This window comes from Curtobacterium sp. MCPF17_046 (assembly GCF_003224295.1).
Lineage (GTDB): Bacteria > Actinomycetota > Actinomycetes > Actinomycetales > Microbacteriaceae > Curtobacterium.
Genome location: NZ_QKLB01000002.1, coordinates 219,814 through 235,569, shown reverse-complemented (window position 1 = coordinate 235,569; position 15,756 = coordinate 219,814). Strand labels below are relative to the sequence as shown.

Annotated in this window: 16 protein-coding genes; 11 read left to right on the top strand and 5 right to left on the bottom strand. The window is 72.9% G+C overall.

Features of this window, described 5'->3' with window-relative positions; all coding sequences use genetic code 11:
* Nucleotides 1-15 precede the first annotated feature (15 nt).
* The 6 genes from DEJ32_RS02655 (at nt 16) to DEJ32_RS02630 (ending at nt 6,704) form a co-directional block, all read left to right on the top strand.
* The gene (locus DEJ32_RS02655) at nt 16-588 is read left to right on the top strand and encodes a hypothetical protein (protein WP_110900218.1); all 573 of its coding nucleotides are present in this window, start codon (nt 16-18) and stop codon (nt 586-588) included.
* A complete protein-coding gene (locus tag DEJ32_RS02650; RefSeq protein WP_110824996.1) occupies nt 585-1,145 on the top strand; it encodes a TerD family protein in 561 nt (186 codons plus the stop codon). Before DEJ32_RS02655 ends, DEJ32_RS02650 begins: the two co-directional genes overlap by 4 nt.
* 353 nt (nt 1,146-1,498) lie before the next feature.
* The gene (locus tag DEJ32_RS02645) at nt 1,499-2,062 is read left to right on the top strand and encodes a hypothetical protein (protein ID WP_146234061.1); all 564 of its coding nucleotides are present in this window, start codon (nt 1,499-1,501) and stop codon (nt 2,060-2,062) included.
* A gap of 3 nt (nt 2,063-2,065) precedes the next feature.
* Entirely contained in the window at nt 2,066-3,232 is a 1,167-nt protein-coding gene (locus tag DEJ32_RS02640; RefSeq protein ID WP_110900216.1) for an HpcH/HpaI aldolase/citrate lyase family protein, read from the top strand.
* Nucleotides 3,229-5,886: a phosphoribosyltransferase domain-containing protein gene (locus DEJ32_RS02635; protein WP_181420564.1), complete on the top strand. Its 2,658-nt coding sequence runs from the start codon at nt 3,229-3,231 to the stop codon at nt 5,884-5,886. Before DEJ32_RS02640 ends, DEJ32_RS02635 begins: the two co-directional genes overlap by 4 nt.
* Complete coding sequence (locus DEJ32_RS02630; protein ID WP_110900214.1) at nt 5,883-6,704, top strand: HAD family hydrolase; 822 nt, start codon at nt 5,883-5,885, stop codon at nt 6,702-6,704. Before DEJ32_RS02635 ends, DEJ32_RS02630 begins: the two co-directional genes overlap by 4 nt.
* 130 nt (nt 6,705-6,834) lie before the next feature.
* Here DEJ32_RS02630 and DEJ32_RS02625 read toward each other — a convergent pair whose 3' ends face one another.
* The 3 genes from DEJ32_RS02625 to glgA form a co-directional block, all read right to left on the bottom strand.
* Nucleotides 6,835-7,083, bottom strand: a complete 249-nt coding sequence (locus tag DEJ32_RS02625) for a type B 50S ribosomal protein L31 (protein ID WP_017887280.1) — start codon at nt 7,081-7,083, stop codon at nt 6,835-6,837.
* Between the two features lie 110 nt (nt 7,084-7,193).
* Nucleotides 7,194-7,976, bottom strand: a complete 783-nt coding sequence (locus tag DEJ32_RS02620) for an ABC transporter ATP-binding protein (protein ID WP_110825001.1) — start codon at nt 7,974-7,976, stop codon at nt 7,194-7,196.
* Nucleotides 7,977-8,101: 125 nt separating this feature from the next.
* On the bottom strand, nt 8,102-9,298 hold the full coding sequence (glgA, locus tag DEJ32_RS02615) for a glycogen synthase (protein ID WP_110825002.1): 1,197 nt from the start codon (nt 9,296-9,298) through the stop codon (nt 8,102-8,104).
* A 47-nt stretch (nt 9,299-9,345) separates the two neighbouring features.
* Between glgA and glgC the strand changes: the two genes are divergently transcribed.
* Both glgC and serB read left to right on the top strand, forming a co-directional pair.
* Nucleotides 9,346-10,587, top strand: a complete 1,242-nt coding sequence (glgC, locus tag DEJ32_RS02610) for a glucose-1-phosphate adenylyltransferase (protein WP_110825003.1) — start codon at nt 9,346-9,348, stop codon at nt 10,585-10,587.
* Between the two features lie 116 nt (nt 10,588-10,703).
* Nucleotides 10,704-11,342, top strand: coding sequence for a phosphoserine phosphatase SerB (serB, locus tag DEJ32_RS02605; RefSeq protein ID WP_110900213.1), 639 nt, complete (start codon nt 10,704-10,706; stop codon nt 11,340-11,342).
* A gap of 132 nt (nt 11,343-11,474) precedes the next feature.
* On the opposite strand, the gene fabG is transcribed toward serB, so the two are convergent.
* Nucleotides 11,475-12,188, bottom strand: coding sequence for a 3-oxoacyl-ACP reductase FabG (gene fabG, locus DEJ32_RS02600; protein ID WP_110825005.1), 714 nt, complete (start codon nt 12,186-12,188; stop codon nt 11,475-11,477).
* Nucleotides 12,189-12,353: 165 nt separating this feature from the next.
* On the opposite strand from fabG, the gene DEJ32_RS02595 reads away from it, so the two are divergent.
* The 3 genes from DEJ32_RS02595 to DEJ32_RS02585 are packed head-to-tail and all read left to right on the top strand — an operon-like array spanning nt 12,354 to nt 14,109.
* Entirely contained in the window at nt 12,354-12,857 is a 504-nt protein-coding gene (locus tag DEJ32_RS02595) for a DUF3099 domain-containing protein (RefSeq protein WP_110891510.1), read from the top strand.
* A complete protein-coding gene (locus DEJ32_RS02590) occupies nt 12,857-13,132 on the top strand; it encodes a hypothetical protein (RefSeq protein WP_110825213.1) in 276 nt (91 codons plus the stop codon). Before DEJ32_RS02595 ends, DEJ32_RS02590 begins: the two co-directional genes overlap by 1 nt.
* Nucleotides 13,129-14,109: an SURF1 family protein gene (locus DEJ32_RS02585; protein WP_110900212.1), complete on the top strand. Its 981-nt coding sequence runs from the start codon at nt 13,129-13,131 to the stop codon at nt 14,107-14,109. The genes DEJ32_RS02590 and DEJ32_RS02585 overlap by 4 nt, the downstream gene beginning before the upstream one ends.
* Before the next feature lie 41 nt (nt 14,110-14,150).
* Here DEJ32_RS02585 and DEJ32_RS02580 read toward each other — a convergent pair whose 3' ends face one another.
* Nucleotides 14,151-15,749, bottom strand: a complete 1,599-nt coding sequence (locus DEJ32_RS02580) for an ABC-F family ATP-binding cassette domain-containing protein (protein WP_110825008.1) — start codon at nt 15,747-15,749, stop codon at nt 14,151-14,153.
* Nucleotides 15,750-15,756 lie beyond the last annotated feature (7 nt).

The window sequence follows — 15,756 nt, the reverse complement described above, 5'->3', positions numbered from 1 at the left end:
CCGCGGTCGACTCCCGTGCGTGACCGTCTCCGCGCACTGTTCGGCCGCGACGACGACGACCCGGACCGCCGTGTCGCCGACCCCGATGCCGAGACACCCGCGTCGGCGGCGGCCGCTGCTGCCGCACGCATCGACGTCCGCGGGTCGGGTGGGGCCGCCGACGACGCGACCGCGGCTGCCGGCCTCGACGACCTCCGTGCCTTCGTGCGCGCCGCCGGGGCCGACCTCCCGACCGTCGTGTCCTCGCGGGTGCGCCACGTGGAGGACCTGCTGCGTGACGCCGCCGGGACCGTGATCGCCCGGGGCGCGTCGACGGAGCAGCGGTACCTGTTCCAGGCCGTCGTCGACGACTACCTGCCCACGCCCGTCCGCACGTACCGGTCCCTGCCCCCGTCGGACCGCACCCCGGACAGCACCGCCACGGCGACCCTCGCCGGCCAACTCGACGTCGTCGCGGAGACGGTGGAGGACATGCACGAACAGATCAGGAGCGGCGCGATCGCCGAACTCTCCTCGCACGGCCGGTTCCTCCGGGACCGCCTCGGCGACGGTGACGAGGGTCTGCGTCTGCGTGGAGCGGACTCGTGAGCGGGCGGCTCGTCCCGGGAGCGAACGCCGCCGTCACGGCTGAGAACCCCGGGCTCACGGCCGTGGTCGTCGGCATCTCGTGGGACCAGATCGCGAGCCGCGGCCCGTCCGCGGAACTCGTCCCGGTCGCGATCGTGTGCGGGCCCGACGGACGGGTGCTGTCGGACGACGACCTGGTGTTCTTCAACCAGCTCGAGAACGCGGACGCCTCGGTGCGGTACCTCGACGAGTCCGACCAGGAGGAGATCGACGTCGACCTCGCCTCGGTCCCGGACACGGTCGACAAGATCGTCTTCGCGGTCTACCTCGACCCGGACCCGCGGTCACCGAAGGACCTCGGCTCGGTGCGCTCGATGTCCGTCCGGGTGAGCACACCGGACGGTCGGGAACTCCTCGTCTTCCCGCTGCCGTCCGAACGCAACCACATGATCGACGCGGTCATCCTCGGCGAGCTGTACCGCCACCGGTCGGAGTGGAAGTTCCGCGCCGTCGGCCAGGGGTACACGACGGGGCTGACGGGGCTGCGCGCCGACCACGGCATCGGCCGCTCCCGATGACGGCAGGGCACCCGTTCCTCCGCCGGCGCGTCCGTCCCACCCCGCCCGGTCAGGAGGCCCGTCCCGGCGCCGCAACGCCTGGTGCGTCGCATGCGTCGCCCGCTCTCGGCACCGCGGGCACCGGCTCTCCCGTCGGACGGCCGCCGGCCCCGCCGCCACACGTGTCCCCGGCGTCGAGCGGGCAGTCGCAGGCGAGCGGTTCCGGTTCCGGGCTCAGCCTGTCCTTCGGCCGACCGGCACCGACGTCCGGTGGGGGGCACGCGGCTTCCGCCCCGCCGACGACCGGCCACTCGGTCCCCGGTTCGCCGACGACGGCCGCCCCGTCGACGCGGTCCACGCACGCCTCCACCCCGGTGTCCGGTACGACCCGCTCGGACCGCGTCGCCCGTCGCCTGGCCGAGCGCGCCTCCCGGATCCGTCCCTTCCCGGCACCGGACCCCCGTGACGTCCGCATCCTCGGACCGGACGAGCCCGTCGCCCGCATCGACCGTCGCCGGTCGGCCGTGGGGGCGCTGCGCATCACCGGGTCCACGAGCGTCGCCTGGGAGTCCGTCGACCGCGTCGTCGGCGCCACCACGGTGGACGGCGCCACCGCCGGACGGGCTGTGCAGACGTCCGGCAACCGACCGCTCGTCGGGTACGACGGGCGCGACGTCCTCGTCTCCCTCCGGCACGTCCGCGATCTCCGGCGCGCCCTCGTGATGTGCCGGGGGCAGGAGCGTCTCGTCGTGGCCCTGCACGACGGCACGACCCTGGCCGTCGACCCCGGCGACGCGGACACCACGGTGATCCTGGCGCTCTCCGTCATCGACGGTGAACTCGAGCTCCGCGCCGAGCCGTTCCCCCGGGCGTCCCACGACGGGGACGTCTTCGCCGCGTTCGGGTTCGTCCTGTCCGCCCCGACAGTCGGAGTCTGATCCGTGCGCCACTTCGCCGCCGTTCCCGACCAGGAACAGCTGTTCCTCCGCCCGCCCGAGGACGTCACCCGGGACAGCGACCAGGACCTCCGCGCGGTGGCCCTCGGTGCGACGCTGTACACGCCGGGGATCCGCCCCGACCTCGTCCGCGACGTCCGCCGGCAGACCGAGCTCGGTGCCGGGTCGATCGTGCTCTGCCTCGAGGACTCCGTCGGCGACGACGACCTGCCGCGCGCCGAGGCGAACGTGGAGGCAGCACTCCGGACCCTGACCGAGGACGCCGACCCGGCCACGCTGCCGCAGCTGTTCCTGCGCGTCCGGACACCCGAACACCTCACCCGGCTCGTGGACCGGCTCGGCGACCGTGCGCTCGACGTGCTCAGCGGCATCGTCCTGCCGAAGTTCGAGAACAGCGACGGTGTCGGAGCCCGGTGGTTCGAGGTGCTCGACGCGGCGAACGCCGGGCGCGGGTCCGACCGTCGGTTGCTCGTCATGCCGATCCTGGAGTCGCCGGCGATCATGCACCGCGAGTCCCGGACGGACGCCCTCGCCGACGTGCACGACCTCCTGCTCGCCCGCCGCCGGGACGTGCTCGCCGTGCGCATCGGCGCCACCGACCTGTCGAGCGTGTACGGCCTCCGGCGCCCCTCGCACCTGACCGTGTACGACGTGCAGGTGCTCGCGTCCGTGATCGGCGACGTGGTGAACGTCCTCGGCCGCGCGCGGGACGGCTTCGTCGTCGCCGGGCCGGTGTGGGAGCACTACCCGGACTCCGACCGCGTGTTCCGCACGCAGCTCCGGGCGTCGCCCTTCCAGGAGGCCGGCGACCTGGCGCTCCGCCGGCAGCTGCTCCTCGAGGGGTTCGACGGGCTCCTCCGCGAGGTCACCCTCGACCAGGCGAACGGTCTCACCGGCAAGACCGTCATCCACCCGAGGCACGTGCCGCTCGTGCACGCCATGTCGGTGGTCAGCGACGAGGAGTTCTCCGACGCGTCGGACGTGCTCGCGAACGCCTCGGGCGGGGTCGCCGCGTCGCGGTACGGCAACAAGATGAACGAGATGAAGCCGCACCACGCCTGGGCGGAACGCACCATGCTGCGGGCCCGGGCGTTCGGTGTGACCACCCCGGACGTGACCTACGTCGACCTGCTCGAGCGGAGCCTCCCGTGACCACGACCACGCTGCCGACCCCCGCCGACCTCGGTGTCGAGCTCGTCGACGACCGGACGGCCCTGGGCGACACGACCGTCCCGCTGTCGTCGCTCGTGCGGCTCGCGCTCCGCCGCAACCCGAAGCGGGCGCACCTGCTCGTCTCGACGGTGCTCGCGAAGCACGTCCCGACGGTGCCGGCGGTCGCGCTCCTGGCCGGCGAGGCGCTCGGCGCACGCGTGGCCGACGTGCTCGACGGCGGCGCGCGCTTCGACGCCGGCGCCGCGGGCCGCTTCCGCGCGGTGCTCGACGCGCAGGCCTCGGCGGGCGACGCCGCAGCACACGACGCGCTCCACCGGACCGCGACGACGCTGCGGACGGACCTCGCGGCCTCCCGTCCGGCCCACCCCGAGGCCCTGGTCCTCGGCTTCGCGGAGACCGCGACCGCGCTCGGCGCCATGGTCGCCGAGTCGCTCGGGGCCGCGACCCTGCACTCCACCCGGCACGAGCTCCCCGGCGTGTCCGCGGCAGCGGGCTTCGACGAGGCGCACTCGCACGCCACCGCACACCGGCTGCTCCCGGCGCACGACGACTGGTTGCCGACCGACGGCACGGTCGTCCTCGTCGACGACGAGCTCAGCACGGGGGCGACGGCGCGCGCCACCATCCGCGCCCTGCACGCCCTCGCACCGCAGCGGCAGTGGGTGGTGGCCGCACTCGTCGACCTCCGCTCCGACGCCGACGTCGCCGCGACCGAGGCCCTCGCCGTCGAACTCGGGGCCCCCGTGGCCGTGGTCGCGCTCGGTCGCGGCCACGTGACGCTCCCCGCGGACCTCCCCGCGACGGCCGCGGAGGTCGTCGCGGCCCTCGCCACCCCGCTCGACGCACCCGGTCCGCTCGACGCCGGCAGCCCGGAGGGCCACGACGTCGCGCCGGACGGCGGCGGGACCGCGGACGGGAGGCCCGTCCCGGACCCGGCACGCGCCTCCCGTCCCGACGCGGTCACCGTGGTGACCGCCGCGCCCACCGCGGTCGACCGGACCGGCACGCCCGCGTCCCGCGTCCGCACCCCGCGCACCGACGTCGAGGGCACCGCCGCCGACCTCGCGACCGTCCTCGGCGAGGCGCCGGGCCGGGTCCTCGTGCTCGGCACCGAGGAGCACATGGCGACCCCGCTCGCGGTGGCCGATGCCCTCCGCCGTCGGACGGGTGCCGACATCCTGTCCTCCACGAGCACCCGCTCCCCCGTCGCCGTCCTCGACGACCCCGCGTGGCCCATCCGGTCCGGGATCCGCCACCGCTCGCACGACGACACCGTCGACGGTCCCGGTGAGCGCTGTGCGTACAACGTGCGCGGGTTCGACGCGGTCGTCGTGGTGCCGGAGCCGGGCACCGACCCGGCCCGGTTGGAGGGTCCGGACGGGCTGCTCCCGGCCCTCGCCGCCGTGACCCCCCGCGTCGTGCTCGTGACGAGCGCGCTCGCGGACGCCGACGACCGAGCGCAGCGCGACGGTGGGACACCTCCCCGCCCGCTCACCGGGCCGTCCTTCGGCTCCTACGAGCCCGACGACGTCACCTGGCTGCTGCAGGACCTGGCGGACGCCGCCCTCGAGGCGGACACCGCCGACCGGGAGCGTGCGATCCAGCTCGAGGGCGCGAACTACGCCGAGTCGTTGCCGGTCGAGTACGTGCCGACCGAGGCGTACGAGGAGCTGTACCGCGACGCCCTCGACCGCTCGGCCGACCGCATCGCGGAAGCGGTCGGCATCGTCACCGACCTCGTGCTCCGCGACCGGCCGCACGCCGTGCTCGTGTCCCTCGCGCGTGCCGGCACCCCGGTCGGGATCCTCATGCGCCGGTGGGCCGCAGAACAGCGCGGTGTCCGGCTCCAGCACTACACGGCGAGCATCGTCCGCGGGGTCGGCATCGACGAGACCGCGCTCCGCTGGCTCGCGGCGCACCACGACCCGGCGCAGGTCGTCTTCGTCGACGGGTGGACCGGGAAGGGCGCCATCACGCGCGAACTCACGGACGCGCTCGACCGGTTCGCGGCGACCGACGGCGTGCGGTTCGGCGACGAGCTGGCCGTCCTCGCCGACCCGGCCGGGTGCACCCCGCTGCACGGGACCCGTGACGACTACCTCGTGCCCTCCGCGTGTCTCAACTCGACGGTCTCCGGACTGGTGTCCCGGACCGTGTTCAACCGGTCCTGGACGCCCGAGGGAACGCTGCACGGTGCGAAGCAGTACCGCGAGCTCGCCGGCCGTGACCGTTCCCGGTCCTTCGTCACCACGATCGCCGCCCGGTTCGCGGCGGTCCGCTCCCGGGTGGACGCGGCCGTGGCCGCGGACGGCGGACCGACGACCCGTGCCGTCGACTGGCGCGGCATGCGGACGGTCGAGGCGATCGGCGCCGAGTACGGCATCGAGGACCTGCACCTCGTCAAGCCCGGCGTCGGTGAAACCACCCGCGTCCTGCTCCGGCGGGTGCCGTGGCAGGTGCTCGTGCGCGATCCCGACGACGTCGACATCGCGCACGTCGTCGCCCTCGCCCGGGAGCGCGGCGTCCCGGTCGTGACCCGGCCCGACCTCTCCTACAGCTGCGTCGGGCTCATCCACCCGCTCGGCAGCCGCGTGACCGGGTCCGCCGCCACGACCACTGGAGCCGACGCATGACCGCCCTCGTCGGGTTCGACCTCGACCGCACCGTGGTCTACTCGTCCGCCGCGCTGACGCTCGACGGTCCGGACGAGGCTGCGCCCTCCCTCGTCGTCACCGAGGTGTACCAGGGCCTGCCGCTGTCCTTCATGACCCGCGCGGCGGAGCGTGCCCTGTCGGACCTCGCGGCAGCCGCCGTCGTCGTGCCGGTGACCACCCGGACGGTCGCACAGTACCGGCGGATCCGCCTGCCGCTGCCGCCCACGGGCTGGGCGGTGACCACGAACGGTGCGGTCGTCCTGCACGACGGCGAGCCGGACCCGGCGTGGACCGAGACGCTCCGCGAGGAGATGGCAGCGACGTCGGCGCCGCTGCCGGAGGTCGAGCAGCGCCTCGCGACCGATCTGCCGACCGGGGCGGTCCTCCGCACCCGTCGCGCCGAGGACGTGTTCGTGTACGCCATCGTCGAGCGCTCGGAGCTGCCGGACGCGGCGGTCGAGTCGTTCGCCGCCGACCTCGCCGGGCTGGGCTGGCGGGTGTCCGTGCAGGGCCGGAAGCTCTACGCGGTCCCGGCGCCGATCCGGAAGGAACGAGCCCTGGCCGCCGTCGCCGAGCGGATCGGTGCGACCCGGACCGTCGCCGCCGGGGACTCGCTGCTCGACCGGGAGATGCTCGCCTGGGCGGACGTCGCGATCCGCCCCGCACACGGCGAACTGCACGCCGTCGGTTGGTCGGCGCCGAACCTCGTCGTCACCGCGGCGCAGGGGGTGCTCGCGGGCGAGGAGCTCATCGGGCTCGCGGCTGCGGCGGTGGCGGACGTGCCGGCGTCCGTCTGAGGCCGCGTCCGTCCGCGTCCGCCTCTGCTGCGTCAGCCCCTGCTGTGTCCGCCTCTGCTGCGTCAGCCCCCGGACGACGAACGGGCGGCCCTCCCTGAGGAGGACCGCCCGTCCGGCGCTGGGAGGCTGCTTACTTGCTGAAGCCCTTGAAGCGCTGGTTGAACTTCTCGACGCGGCCGGCCGAGTCGAGGATGCGCTGCTTGCCCGTGTAGAACGGGTGCGAAGCGGACGAGATCTCGACGTCGATGACCGGGTAGGTCGCACCGTCGAGCTCGATGGTCTTGTCGCTGTTCGCGGTCGAACGCGTCAGGAACGTCTCACCGGAAGCCAGGTCACGGAAGACGATGGCGCGGTACTCGGGGTGGGTGTCGGTCTTCATGGGGATTCCTCGGTGGATCGCGATGACGGAAGATGGGAAGTCGTTGGCGGACGCCAGCCGTCCACGTTACCAGAACGCGGGACGGATCGGGAGCGCCGCCGTCGGGTGTGTCAGACCGCGCGGGCGGTCCAGCGCCCGGCGTCCTTCGAGACGGTGAGCTCGACGCCGAACGCGGTGGTCAGCGTCTCGGCGGTCAGGACCTCGTCGATCGGGCCGGCGGCCTGCACGTGACCGTCCGACAGGACCAGGGCGTGCGTGAAGCCCGCCGGGATCTCCTCGACGTGGTGGGTGACGATGACGATCGCCGGCGAGTCCTCGCTCTGCGCGTAGCCGCCGAGGGTGCGCACGAGGCTCTCGCGGGCCCCGAGGTCGAGCGAGGCGGCCGGCTCGTCGAGGAACAGCACCTCGGGATCGGTCATCACGGCGCGGGCGATCTGCACCCGCTTCTGCTCGCCGTCGCTCAGCTCGCCGAAGGTCCGGTCGGTGAAGGCGCCGAGGCCCCACTCCTCGAGCACGCGCTGTGCACGACGGACGTCGAGCTCCTCGTACTCCTCGTTCCAGCGGCCCGTGACCGAGTACGCGGCGGTGAGCACGACGTCGATGACCTTCTCCGTCACCGGGATGCGGCGCGCCAGGGCGGTCGACGCGAAGCCGATCCGCGGGCGGAGGTCGAACAGGTCGGCGCCGCCGAGCTCGGTGCCGAGGACCTCGACATCACCCGACGTCGGGAAGGTCTGCGCGCCGGCGACCTGCAGCAGCGTGGTCTTGCCGGCACCGTTCGCACCGAGCACCACCCAGCGCTCGTCGTCCCGCACCTCCCACGAGATCCCGTCGAGGATGGTGGCCCCGTTGCGGACCACGGAGACGTCTGACAAGCGCACGACCGAGGGCATGCACCCAGCCTACGCGAGCGGGCTCCGCTCCCCCGTCAGCGCCGCGCTCGACGGGCAGGAGCCGCGACGGACGGGAGGCCCGGTGCCGGTCACGGGGACCGGCACCGGGCCTCCAGGCCGGCGCGTCAGCGACCGGCGAGGACCTGGTCGTAGACCGCGCGCGTCTTCGTGGCGATGGCGCCCCAGGTGAACTCGCTCTCGACCCGCAGGCGACCGGCGCGGCCCATGAGCTTCGCGAGCCCGAGGTCGCCGAGCACCTCGTTGAGGGTCGCGGCGAGGTCGGCGACGTACCGATCCGGGTCGGTCGGGGTGCCGGTGCCGTCGGTCGCCTGGTCGATCGGCACGATCCGACCGGTCAGCCCGTCGGCGACGACCTCGGGGATCCCGCCGGTCTTCGTGCCGACGACGGGGATGCCGCATGCCATGGCCTCGAGGTTGACGATCCCGAGCGGTTCGTAGATCGACGGGCAGACGAACACCGTCGCGCTCGACAGCACGTGCACGATCTCGCGGTGCTCGAGCATCCGGTCGATCCAGACGACGCCGCTGCGACGGGTCCGGAGGTCCTCGACGAGTCCGGTGACCTCGGCGAGGATCTCGGGTGTGTCGGGCGCGCCGGCACAGAGCACGACCTGGACGTCCTCGGGCAGCGAGGCCACCGCGCGGAGCAGGTACGGCAGGCCCTTCTGCCGGGTGATGCGGCCGACGAAGACGACGCTCGGGCGGTCCGGGTCGATGCCGAGCGCGCGGACGGCGTCGTCGTCGCGTTCGGGCTTCCAGTCGTCGATGTCGATGCCGTTGTAGACGACCTTGACGCGGTCCGGGTCGATCGACGGGTACGAGCGGAGGATGTCCGCGCGCATCGCCTTCGACACCGCGACGACGCCGTCGGCGTTCGTGAACGCCTCGCGCTCCATCCAACTCGACAGGCGGTACCCGCCGCCGAGCTGCTCGGCCTTCCACGGGCGGAGCGGCTCCAGGCTGTGCGCGGTCACGACGTGCGGGATGCCGTGCGTCAACTGCGCCAACCGGCCCGCGGAGTTCGCGTACCAGGTGTGGGAGTGCACGAGGTCGGCACCCTCGACGTCCGCCGCGATCTGCACGTCGGTGCCGAGCGCCTGGAGCGCGCCGTTCGCCTGTTCGAGCCCTGCAGGGGTGCGGTACGCCCACACGCCCTCCTCGTCGCGGAACCCGCCGAACGCCCGGACACGGACGTCGGTGTCCGTCCCGGACCGCAGCGCCGCGGTCAGCTGGGCAACGTGGACACCGGCTCCGCCGTACACCTCTGGCGGATACTCCCTGGTCAGTAGATCGACTCGCACGCGTTCACGGTAACGGTTTCCCAGTGCTGACGCCTACTGTGAACGACATGGCAACGAAGAAGGTATTCGGCATCGTCCTCGCCGGCGGCGAGGGCAAACGACTCATGCCGCTCACCGCGGACCGTGCGAAGCCGGCCGTGCCGTTCGGTGGGAACTTCCGCCTCGTGGACTTCGCGCTGTCGAACCTGGTCAACTCCGGGCTCCAGCGCATCGTCGTCCTGACGCAGTACAAGTCGCACTCACTGGACCGGCACGTCTCGCAGACCTGGCGCATGGAGGGGCTGCTCGGCTCCTACGTGGCCTCGGTCCCCGCGCAGCAGCGGCTCGGCAAGCGCTGGTTCGCCGGCTCGGCCGACGCGATCCTGCAGTCCCTCAACCTGATGCGCGACGAGCGGCCCGACATCGTCGTCGTGGTCGGCGCCGACCACGTGTACCGGATGGACTTCTCGCAGATGGTGGAGGCCCACATCGCCTCCGGTCGCAGCGCCACCGTCGCCGCGATCCGGCAGCCGATCGAGCTCGCCGACCAGTTCGGCGTCATCAAGGTCGACGACGCGGACCCGACCCGCATCGAGGCCTTCCTCGAGAAGCCGAAGGACGCCACCGGCCTGCCGGACTCCCCGGGCGAGGTGCTCGCGTCGATGGGCAACTACGTCTTCGACGCCGACGCCCTCGTCGACGCGGTCCTGCGGGACGGCCAGATCGAGACGTCGAACCACGACATGGGTGGCGACATCATCCCGGACTTCGTCGCGCGCGGCGACGCCGGCGTCTACGACCTGCAGCGCAACGAGGTGCCCGGGTCGAACGACCGCGACAAGTACTACTGGCGGGACGTGGGCACCATCGACTCGTTCTTCGACGCGCACATGGACCTCATCGCACCCGTGCCCGTCTTCAACCTGTACAACCAGGACTGGCCGATCTTCAACCAGCAGACGAACCTGCCCCCGGCCAAGTTCGTGCGCGACGCGAACGGCAACACCGGCGCGACCGTCGACTCGATCGTCTCCCTCGGGTGCCTGCTCTCCGGCGCGCAGGTCGAACGCAGCGTCATCGGCCCGTGGGCGACCATCGACTCGCAGGCGCGGGTCCTCGACTCGATCGTCTTCGAACGGGCGACCATCGGGGCGGGTGCCGTGGTGAACCGCGCGATCCTCGACAAGGACGTCGTCCTCGCCCCCGGTGCCTCGGTCGGTCTCGACCGCGAGGCCGACGAGGCCCGCGGGTTCACCGTGACCGACTCCGGGATCACCGTCGTCGGCAAGGGCGTCCGCGTCGAGGCCTGAGCCACCGTCCGACCCGACGAGGACCCCGTCGCCCGCTCCGGGTGGCGGGGTCCTCGTCGTCGGTCGTGTGACGCCGGCCACCGTCACACGACCGGGCGTCCCGGTAGCGTGGTCGGGTGCCGCGCTTCCTCGTCGTCCTCGATGCCGACTCCACCCTGCTCGAGGACGAGGTCATCGAACTCCTCGCCGACGCCGCCGGGACCCGGCCACGTGTCCAGGCTGTCACGGAGCGGGCCATGCGCGGCGAGATCGACTTCGCGGCGAGCCTCCGGGAGCGGGTCGCGACGCTGGCGGGCCTCCCGGTCGGGGTGGTCGCCGAGGCGCAGCAGGCCGTCCGGGTCACGGACGGTGCGCGCGAGCTCGTCGAGGGCGTCCACGCCGCCGGTGGGACGGTCGGCGTCGTGTCGGGCGGGTTCCACGAGGTCCTCGACCCGTTCGCCGACGCACTCGGGCTGGACCACTGCCGGGCGAACCGCCTCGAGGTGCGCGACGGCGTGCTGACCGGCCAGGTGCTCGGGGCCGTCGTCGACGCACGGGCGAAGGCGGACTCGCTGCTCGCCTGGGGCGCGGCGGACGGGGTCGACCCGGCACGCACGGTGGCGGTGGGCGACGGCGCGAACGACCTCGGGATGATGGCCGTCGCGGGGCTCGCCGTCGCGTTCGACGCGAAGCCCCGGGTCCGCGCCGAGGCCGACGTGGCCGTGGTCGACCGCGACCTGTCAGTCGTCCTCGCGGCGCTCGGCCTGCGCGGCTGAGGCCAGCCACCGGGGCGTCGCCGCGCGGCGCGCTGCCTGCGCCGACCACCGGTCAGCCGGACGGGCGGCCACAGGCGCTGCCCGGGACGGACCCGGAGCCGCAGCCAGGGACGGCCCCGGAGGCGCAGCCCGTCAGTGGCCCATGCCGAGGCCGCCGTCGACCGGGATGACCGCGCCCGAGATGTAGCCGGCACCGTCGCCGGCCAGGAACAGCGTCGCGTCCGCGACGTCGTCCACGCTGCCGTAGCGCGCGGCCGGGATCGCCTTCTTGAACTCGGCCTGCAGCTCCTCCGAGAGGGCAGCGGTCATGTCCGTCTGGATGAACCCGGGAGCCACGACGTTCGCGGTGATGCCGCGTGACCCGAGCTCGCGCGTGATGGAGCGGGCCATGCCGACCAGGGCGGCCTTCGACGACGCGTAGTTGACCTGCCCGATCTGACCGTAGGCGCCGACGACGCTCGACATGAGGACGATCCGGCCGAACTTCGCCTTCATCATCCCCTTCGTCGCGCGCTTGACCACGCGGAAGGTCCCGGTGAGGTTCGTGTCGACCACGCTCGTGAAGTCCTCCTCCGACATGCGGAGCAGGAGCTGGTCGTTCGTGATGCCGGCGTTCGCGACGAGCACCTCGACCGGGCCGAGCGCGGCTTCGACCTCGGTGAAGGCCCGGTCGACCGATGCGGTGTCGGTGATGTCCGCCTGCACGGTGAGCGCACCCTCGGGGCCGCCCTGGCCGTTCCGCGACGTGACCGCGACGCGGTGCCCCGCGGCGACGAACCGGACCGCGAGCGCGTGGCCGATGCCGCGGTTGCCGCCGGTGATGAGGACGGTACGGGGGGTGGTCATGGGCGCTCCGTTCGCTGGTGGTCGATGGCGGTCGCGGACGCCGGGCCCGGACACGCCCGCACGAGCCTAGCGGTGCGCTCCGGGCGAACGGCCGGTCCCCGCACGGGCCCGCCGTTGTCGTACCCCGGGCGTAAACTGGAGGCCGGCAGACGGAGACCCCACCGCATGAACCGCAAGACGCAGAGCACGCAGCGCATCCAGCTCCAGCGCACGACCCCGGAGCACGTCACCGCGCGCCCGACGGCCGCGCAGAACGTCACGACCCTCCCCGACAACCCGGAGATCGACCGCGCCCACCGGCTCTCCCGCTACGTCTGGCAGATGGCGTTCCGCGTCGTCTGCTTCGTGGCGGCGGTGCTCATCTGGAGCGCCTGGCACAGCTGGATCGCGGTCGTGCCCATCGTCGCGGCAGCGATCGTGCCCTGGGTGGCCGTCGTCCTCGCGAACGCGGGCAACCGGACCGGCGGCGACGTCGTCCGCCCCGGCGGAGCGGTCGAGCTGTACGCCGCTGACACCCGCCTCCGCGACGAGCAGGAAGAAGCCCGCGCCCAGGCGTACCGTTCCGAGCAGGAGCGGCTCCGCGACGCCGCGCAGCGCGCGCAGGAGGACTGGCAGCGCAACGGCGACCGGTCGCGGGTGTGGCCGACGCGCAACGGCGGCCGCCGCTGATGGGAGCGACGTTCGACCTGTTCACCGAGCCCGGGGCGACGCCGGTCTGCTCGCGGGCCGGGTGCTCGTCGACGGCGGCCTGGCGTGTGAACTGGCGCAACCCGCGCATCCACGCTGCCGACCGGGTGAAGATCTGGGCGGCGTGTGACGAACACCGCGGCTTCCTCGCGGACTACCTCCGGTCCCGGTCCTTCCCCGTGCGGGTGACCGGCATCGACGAGGACGTGGACGACCTCGACGACACCGCGGCCCGCGCCGCGGGTGACGGGCGATGACGGACGGCTTCGACCCCGGATCCCGGTACGGTCGCCGCCATGCAGAGCGGCTCCGCCGGGCCGCCGCGCGTCCCGCCGCGGACACGGACGACCACAGCGACGGCACCGGGAGACCGGGCGAGCCGTTCGTCGGGTGGCGCTTCGTCCGGAGCCGCCGGTGGCTCGGGTACTTCGCGATCGCCGTCGCCTTCGGGGTCGTGTGCGCCCTGTTCGGCATGTGGCAGTGGGACCGTCGGAACGAGGCGGTCCGACAGAACGCCCAGATCGCCGCGAACTACGACCACGCTCCGGTCCCCCTCGACGACGTCCTCCCCCGCGCCGACACGTGGCGCGAGGACCTCACCTGGCTCCGGGTCAGCGTCACCGGCCGGTACGACACCGACCACCAGATGCTCGTCCGGAACCGGGTGCACAACGGTCAGCCCGGGTTCGAGGTGCTCACCCCGCTCGTCACCGCCGACGGCCGGGCGTTCGTCGTGGACCGCGGCTGGGTGCCGACGGGGAACCGCCAGGACAGCCCGGACGACGTTCCCGCTCCGCCGAGCGGGACCGTGAGCGTCGTCGTGCGGTTGCAGGAGTCCGAGCCACGCATCCCCGGCCGCAGCGACCCGGCTGGCTCCGACCAGGTGCAGTCGGTCACGCTCGCCGACGTCGCGGACAAGGCGGGACACCCCATCTGGACCGGTGCCTACGGGCAGCTCGACAGCGAGTCCCCGGCGCCGGCCGAGGCCCGACCGCTCGGGTGGGAACGCCCGAGCGCCGACACCGGCCTGCACTTCAGCTACTTCATCCAGTGGTTCCTGTTCGCGGTCGGCGGGTTCGGCTTCCTCGGCTACGTCATGCTGCAGGAGTACCGGAACCTCAACCAGGACGACCCCGAGGAGCGGGAACGCGCGCTCGACCGGCAGCGTCGCAAGGAGACGAAGCCGAAGTCGGACGCCGAGATCGAGGACGAGCTCCTCGAGTCGCGGCGCTGAGCCGGCCGGTCACCGCGCTCGGCCGCGCATCCGCCGCGCCACTACGCGAGCTCGATGAGCTCCGCGTACTCCTTGTTCCAGTGGTCCTCGGTGCCGTCCGGGAGCAGCAGGACACGCTCCGGGTTGAGCGCCTCCACCGCGCCGGCGTCGTGCGACACGAGGACGACGGCGCCCTCGAAGCCGGCCAGGGCACCCAGGATCTCCTCGCGCGACGCCGGGTCGAGGTTGTTCGTCGGCTCGTCGAGCAGCAGCACGTTCGCGCCCGAGACCACGATCATCGCGAGCGACAGGCGGGTCTTCTCGCCGCCGGAGAGCACGCCGGCCTTCTTGTAGCCGTCGTCACCGGTGAACAGGAACGAGCCGAGCACCCGACGGGCCTCGGTCTCGTTCAGGTCGGTCGACGCGGAGACCATGTTCTCGATCACCGTGCGGTTGACGTCGATGTTCTCGTGCTCCTGGGCGTAGTAGCCGATGCGCAGGCCGTGGCCGGGCTGGATCTGCCCCGTGTCCGGCTGGTCCGCGCCGGCCAGGATGCGCAGGAGGGTGGTCTTGCCGGCGCCGTTGAAGCCCAGGATGACCACGCGCGAGCCGCGGTCGATCGCCAGGTCGACACCCGCGAAGATCTCCAGCGACCCGTAGGACTTCGACAGCCCCTCGGCCATCAGCGGCGTCCGGCCGCACGGAGCCGGCGTGGGGAACCGGATCTTGGCCACCCGGTCTGCGACGCGCTCGTCCTCGAGCCCGGCGAGGAGCTTCTCGGCACGGGCGACCATCTGGTGCGCTGCCGCCGCCTTCGACGCCTTCGCGCCGAAGCGGGCGGCCTGGTCCTTGAGCGTCGCCGCCTTCTTCTCGGCACCGGCGCGCTCCTTGCGGCGACGCTCCTCGTCGGCGACACGCTGCCGCTGGTACAGCTTCCAGCCCATGTTGTAGATGTCGATGGTCTGGCGGTTGGCGTCCAGGTAGAACACGCGGTTGACGACCTCTTCGACGAGCTCGACGTCGTGCGAGATGACGATGACGCCGCCGGGGTAGGTCTTGAGGTGCTCACGCAGCCAGACGACCGAGTCCGCGTCGAGGTGGTTGGTCGGCTCGTCGAGGATCATCGTGTCCGCGTCGGAGAACAGGATGCGCGCGAGCTCGATGCGGCGGCGCTGCCCACCGGACAGCGTCTTCAGCTGCTGGTCGAGGATGCGGTCCGGCAGCTTCAGGTTCGAGGCGATCGACGCCGCTTCCGCCTCGGCTGCGTACCCGCCCAGGGCGTTGAACTCGTCGTCGAGTCGCGAGTAGCGCTTCATCGCCTTCTCGGCGACCGCCGCGTCCTCACTGGCCATGTCGATCGTCGCCTTGCGGATCCCGTCGACGAGCTCGCCGAGACCGCGGGCATCGAGGATGCGCTTCCGCGCCGTGTCCTCCGGGTTGCCGGACCGAGGGTCCTGCGGCAGGTAGCCGATCTCGCCGGAGCGGTCGATCTTGCCGTCGGTCGGGGCGGTCTCCCCCGCCAGCGCCTTGGTCATCGTGGTCTTGCCGGCGCCGTTGCGGCCGACGAGGCCGATCTTGTCCCCCCGCTCGACGCGGAAGGACACGTTCTCCATCAGGAGGCGAGCCCCGACGCGGATCTCGAGGTCGTGCACGGCAAGCACAGAGGTC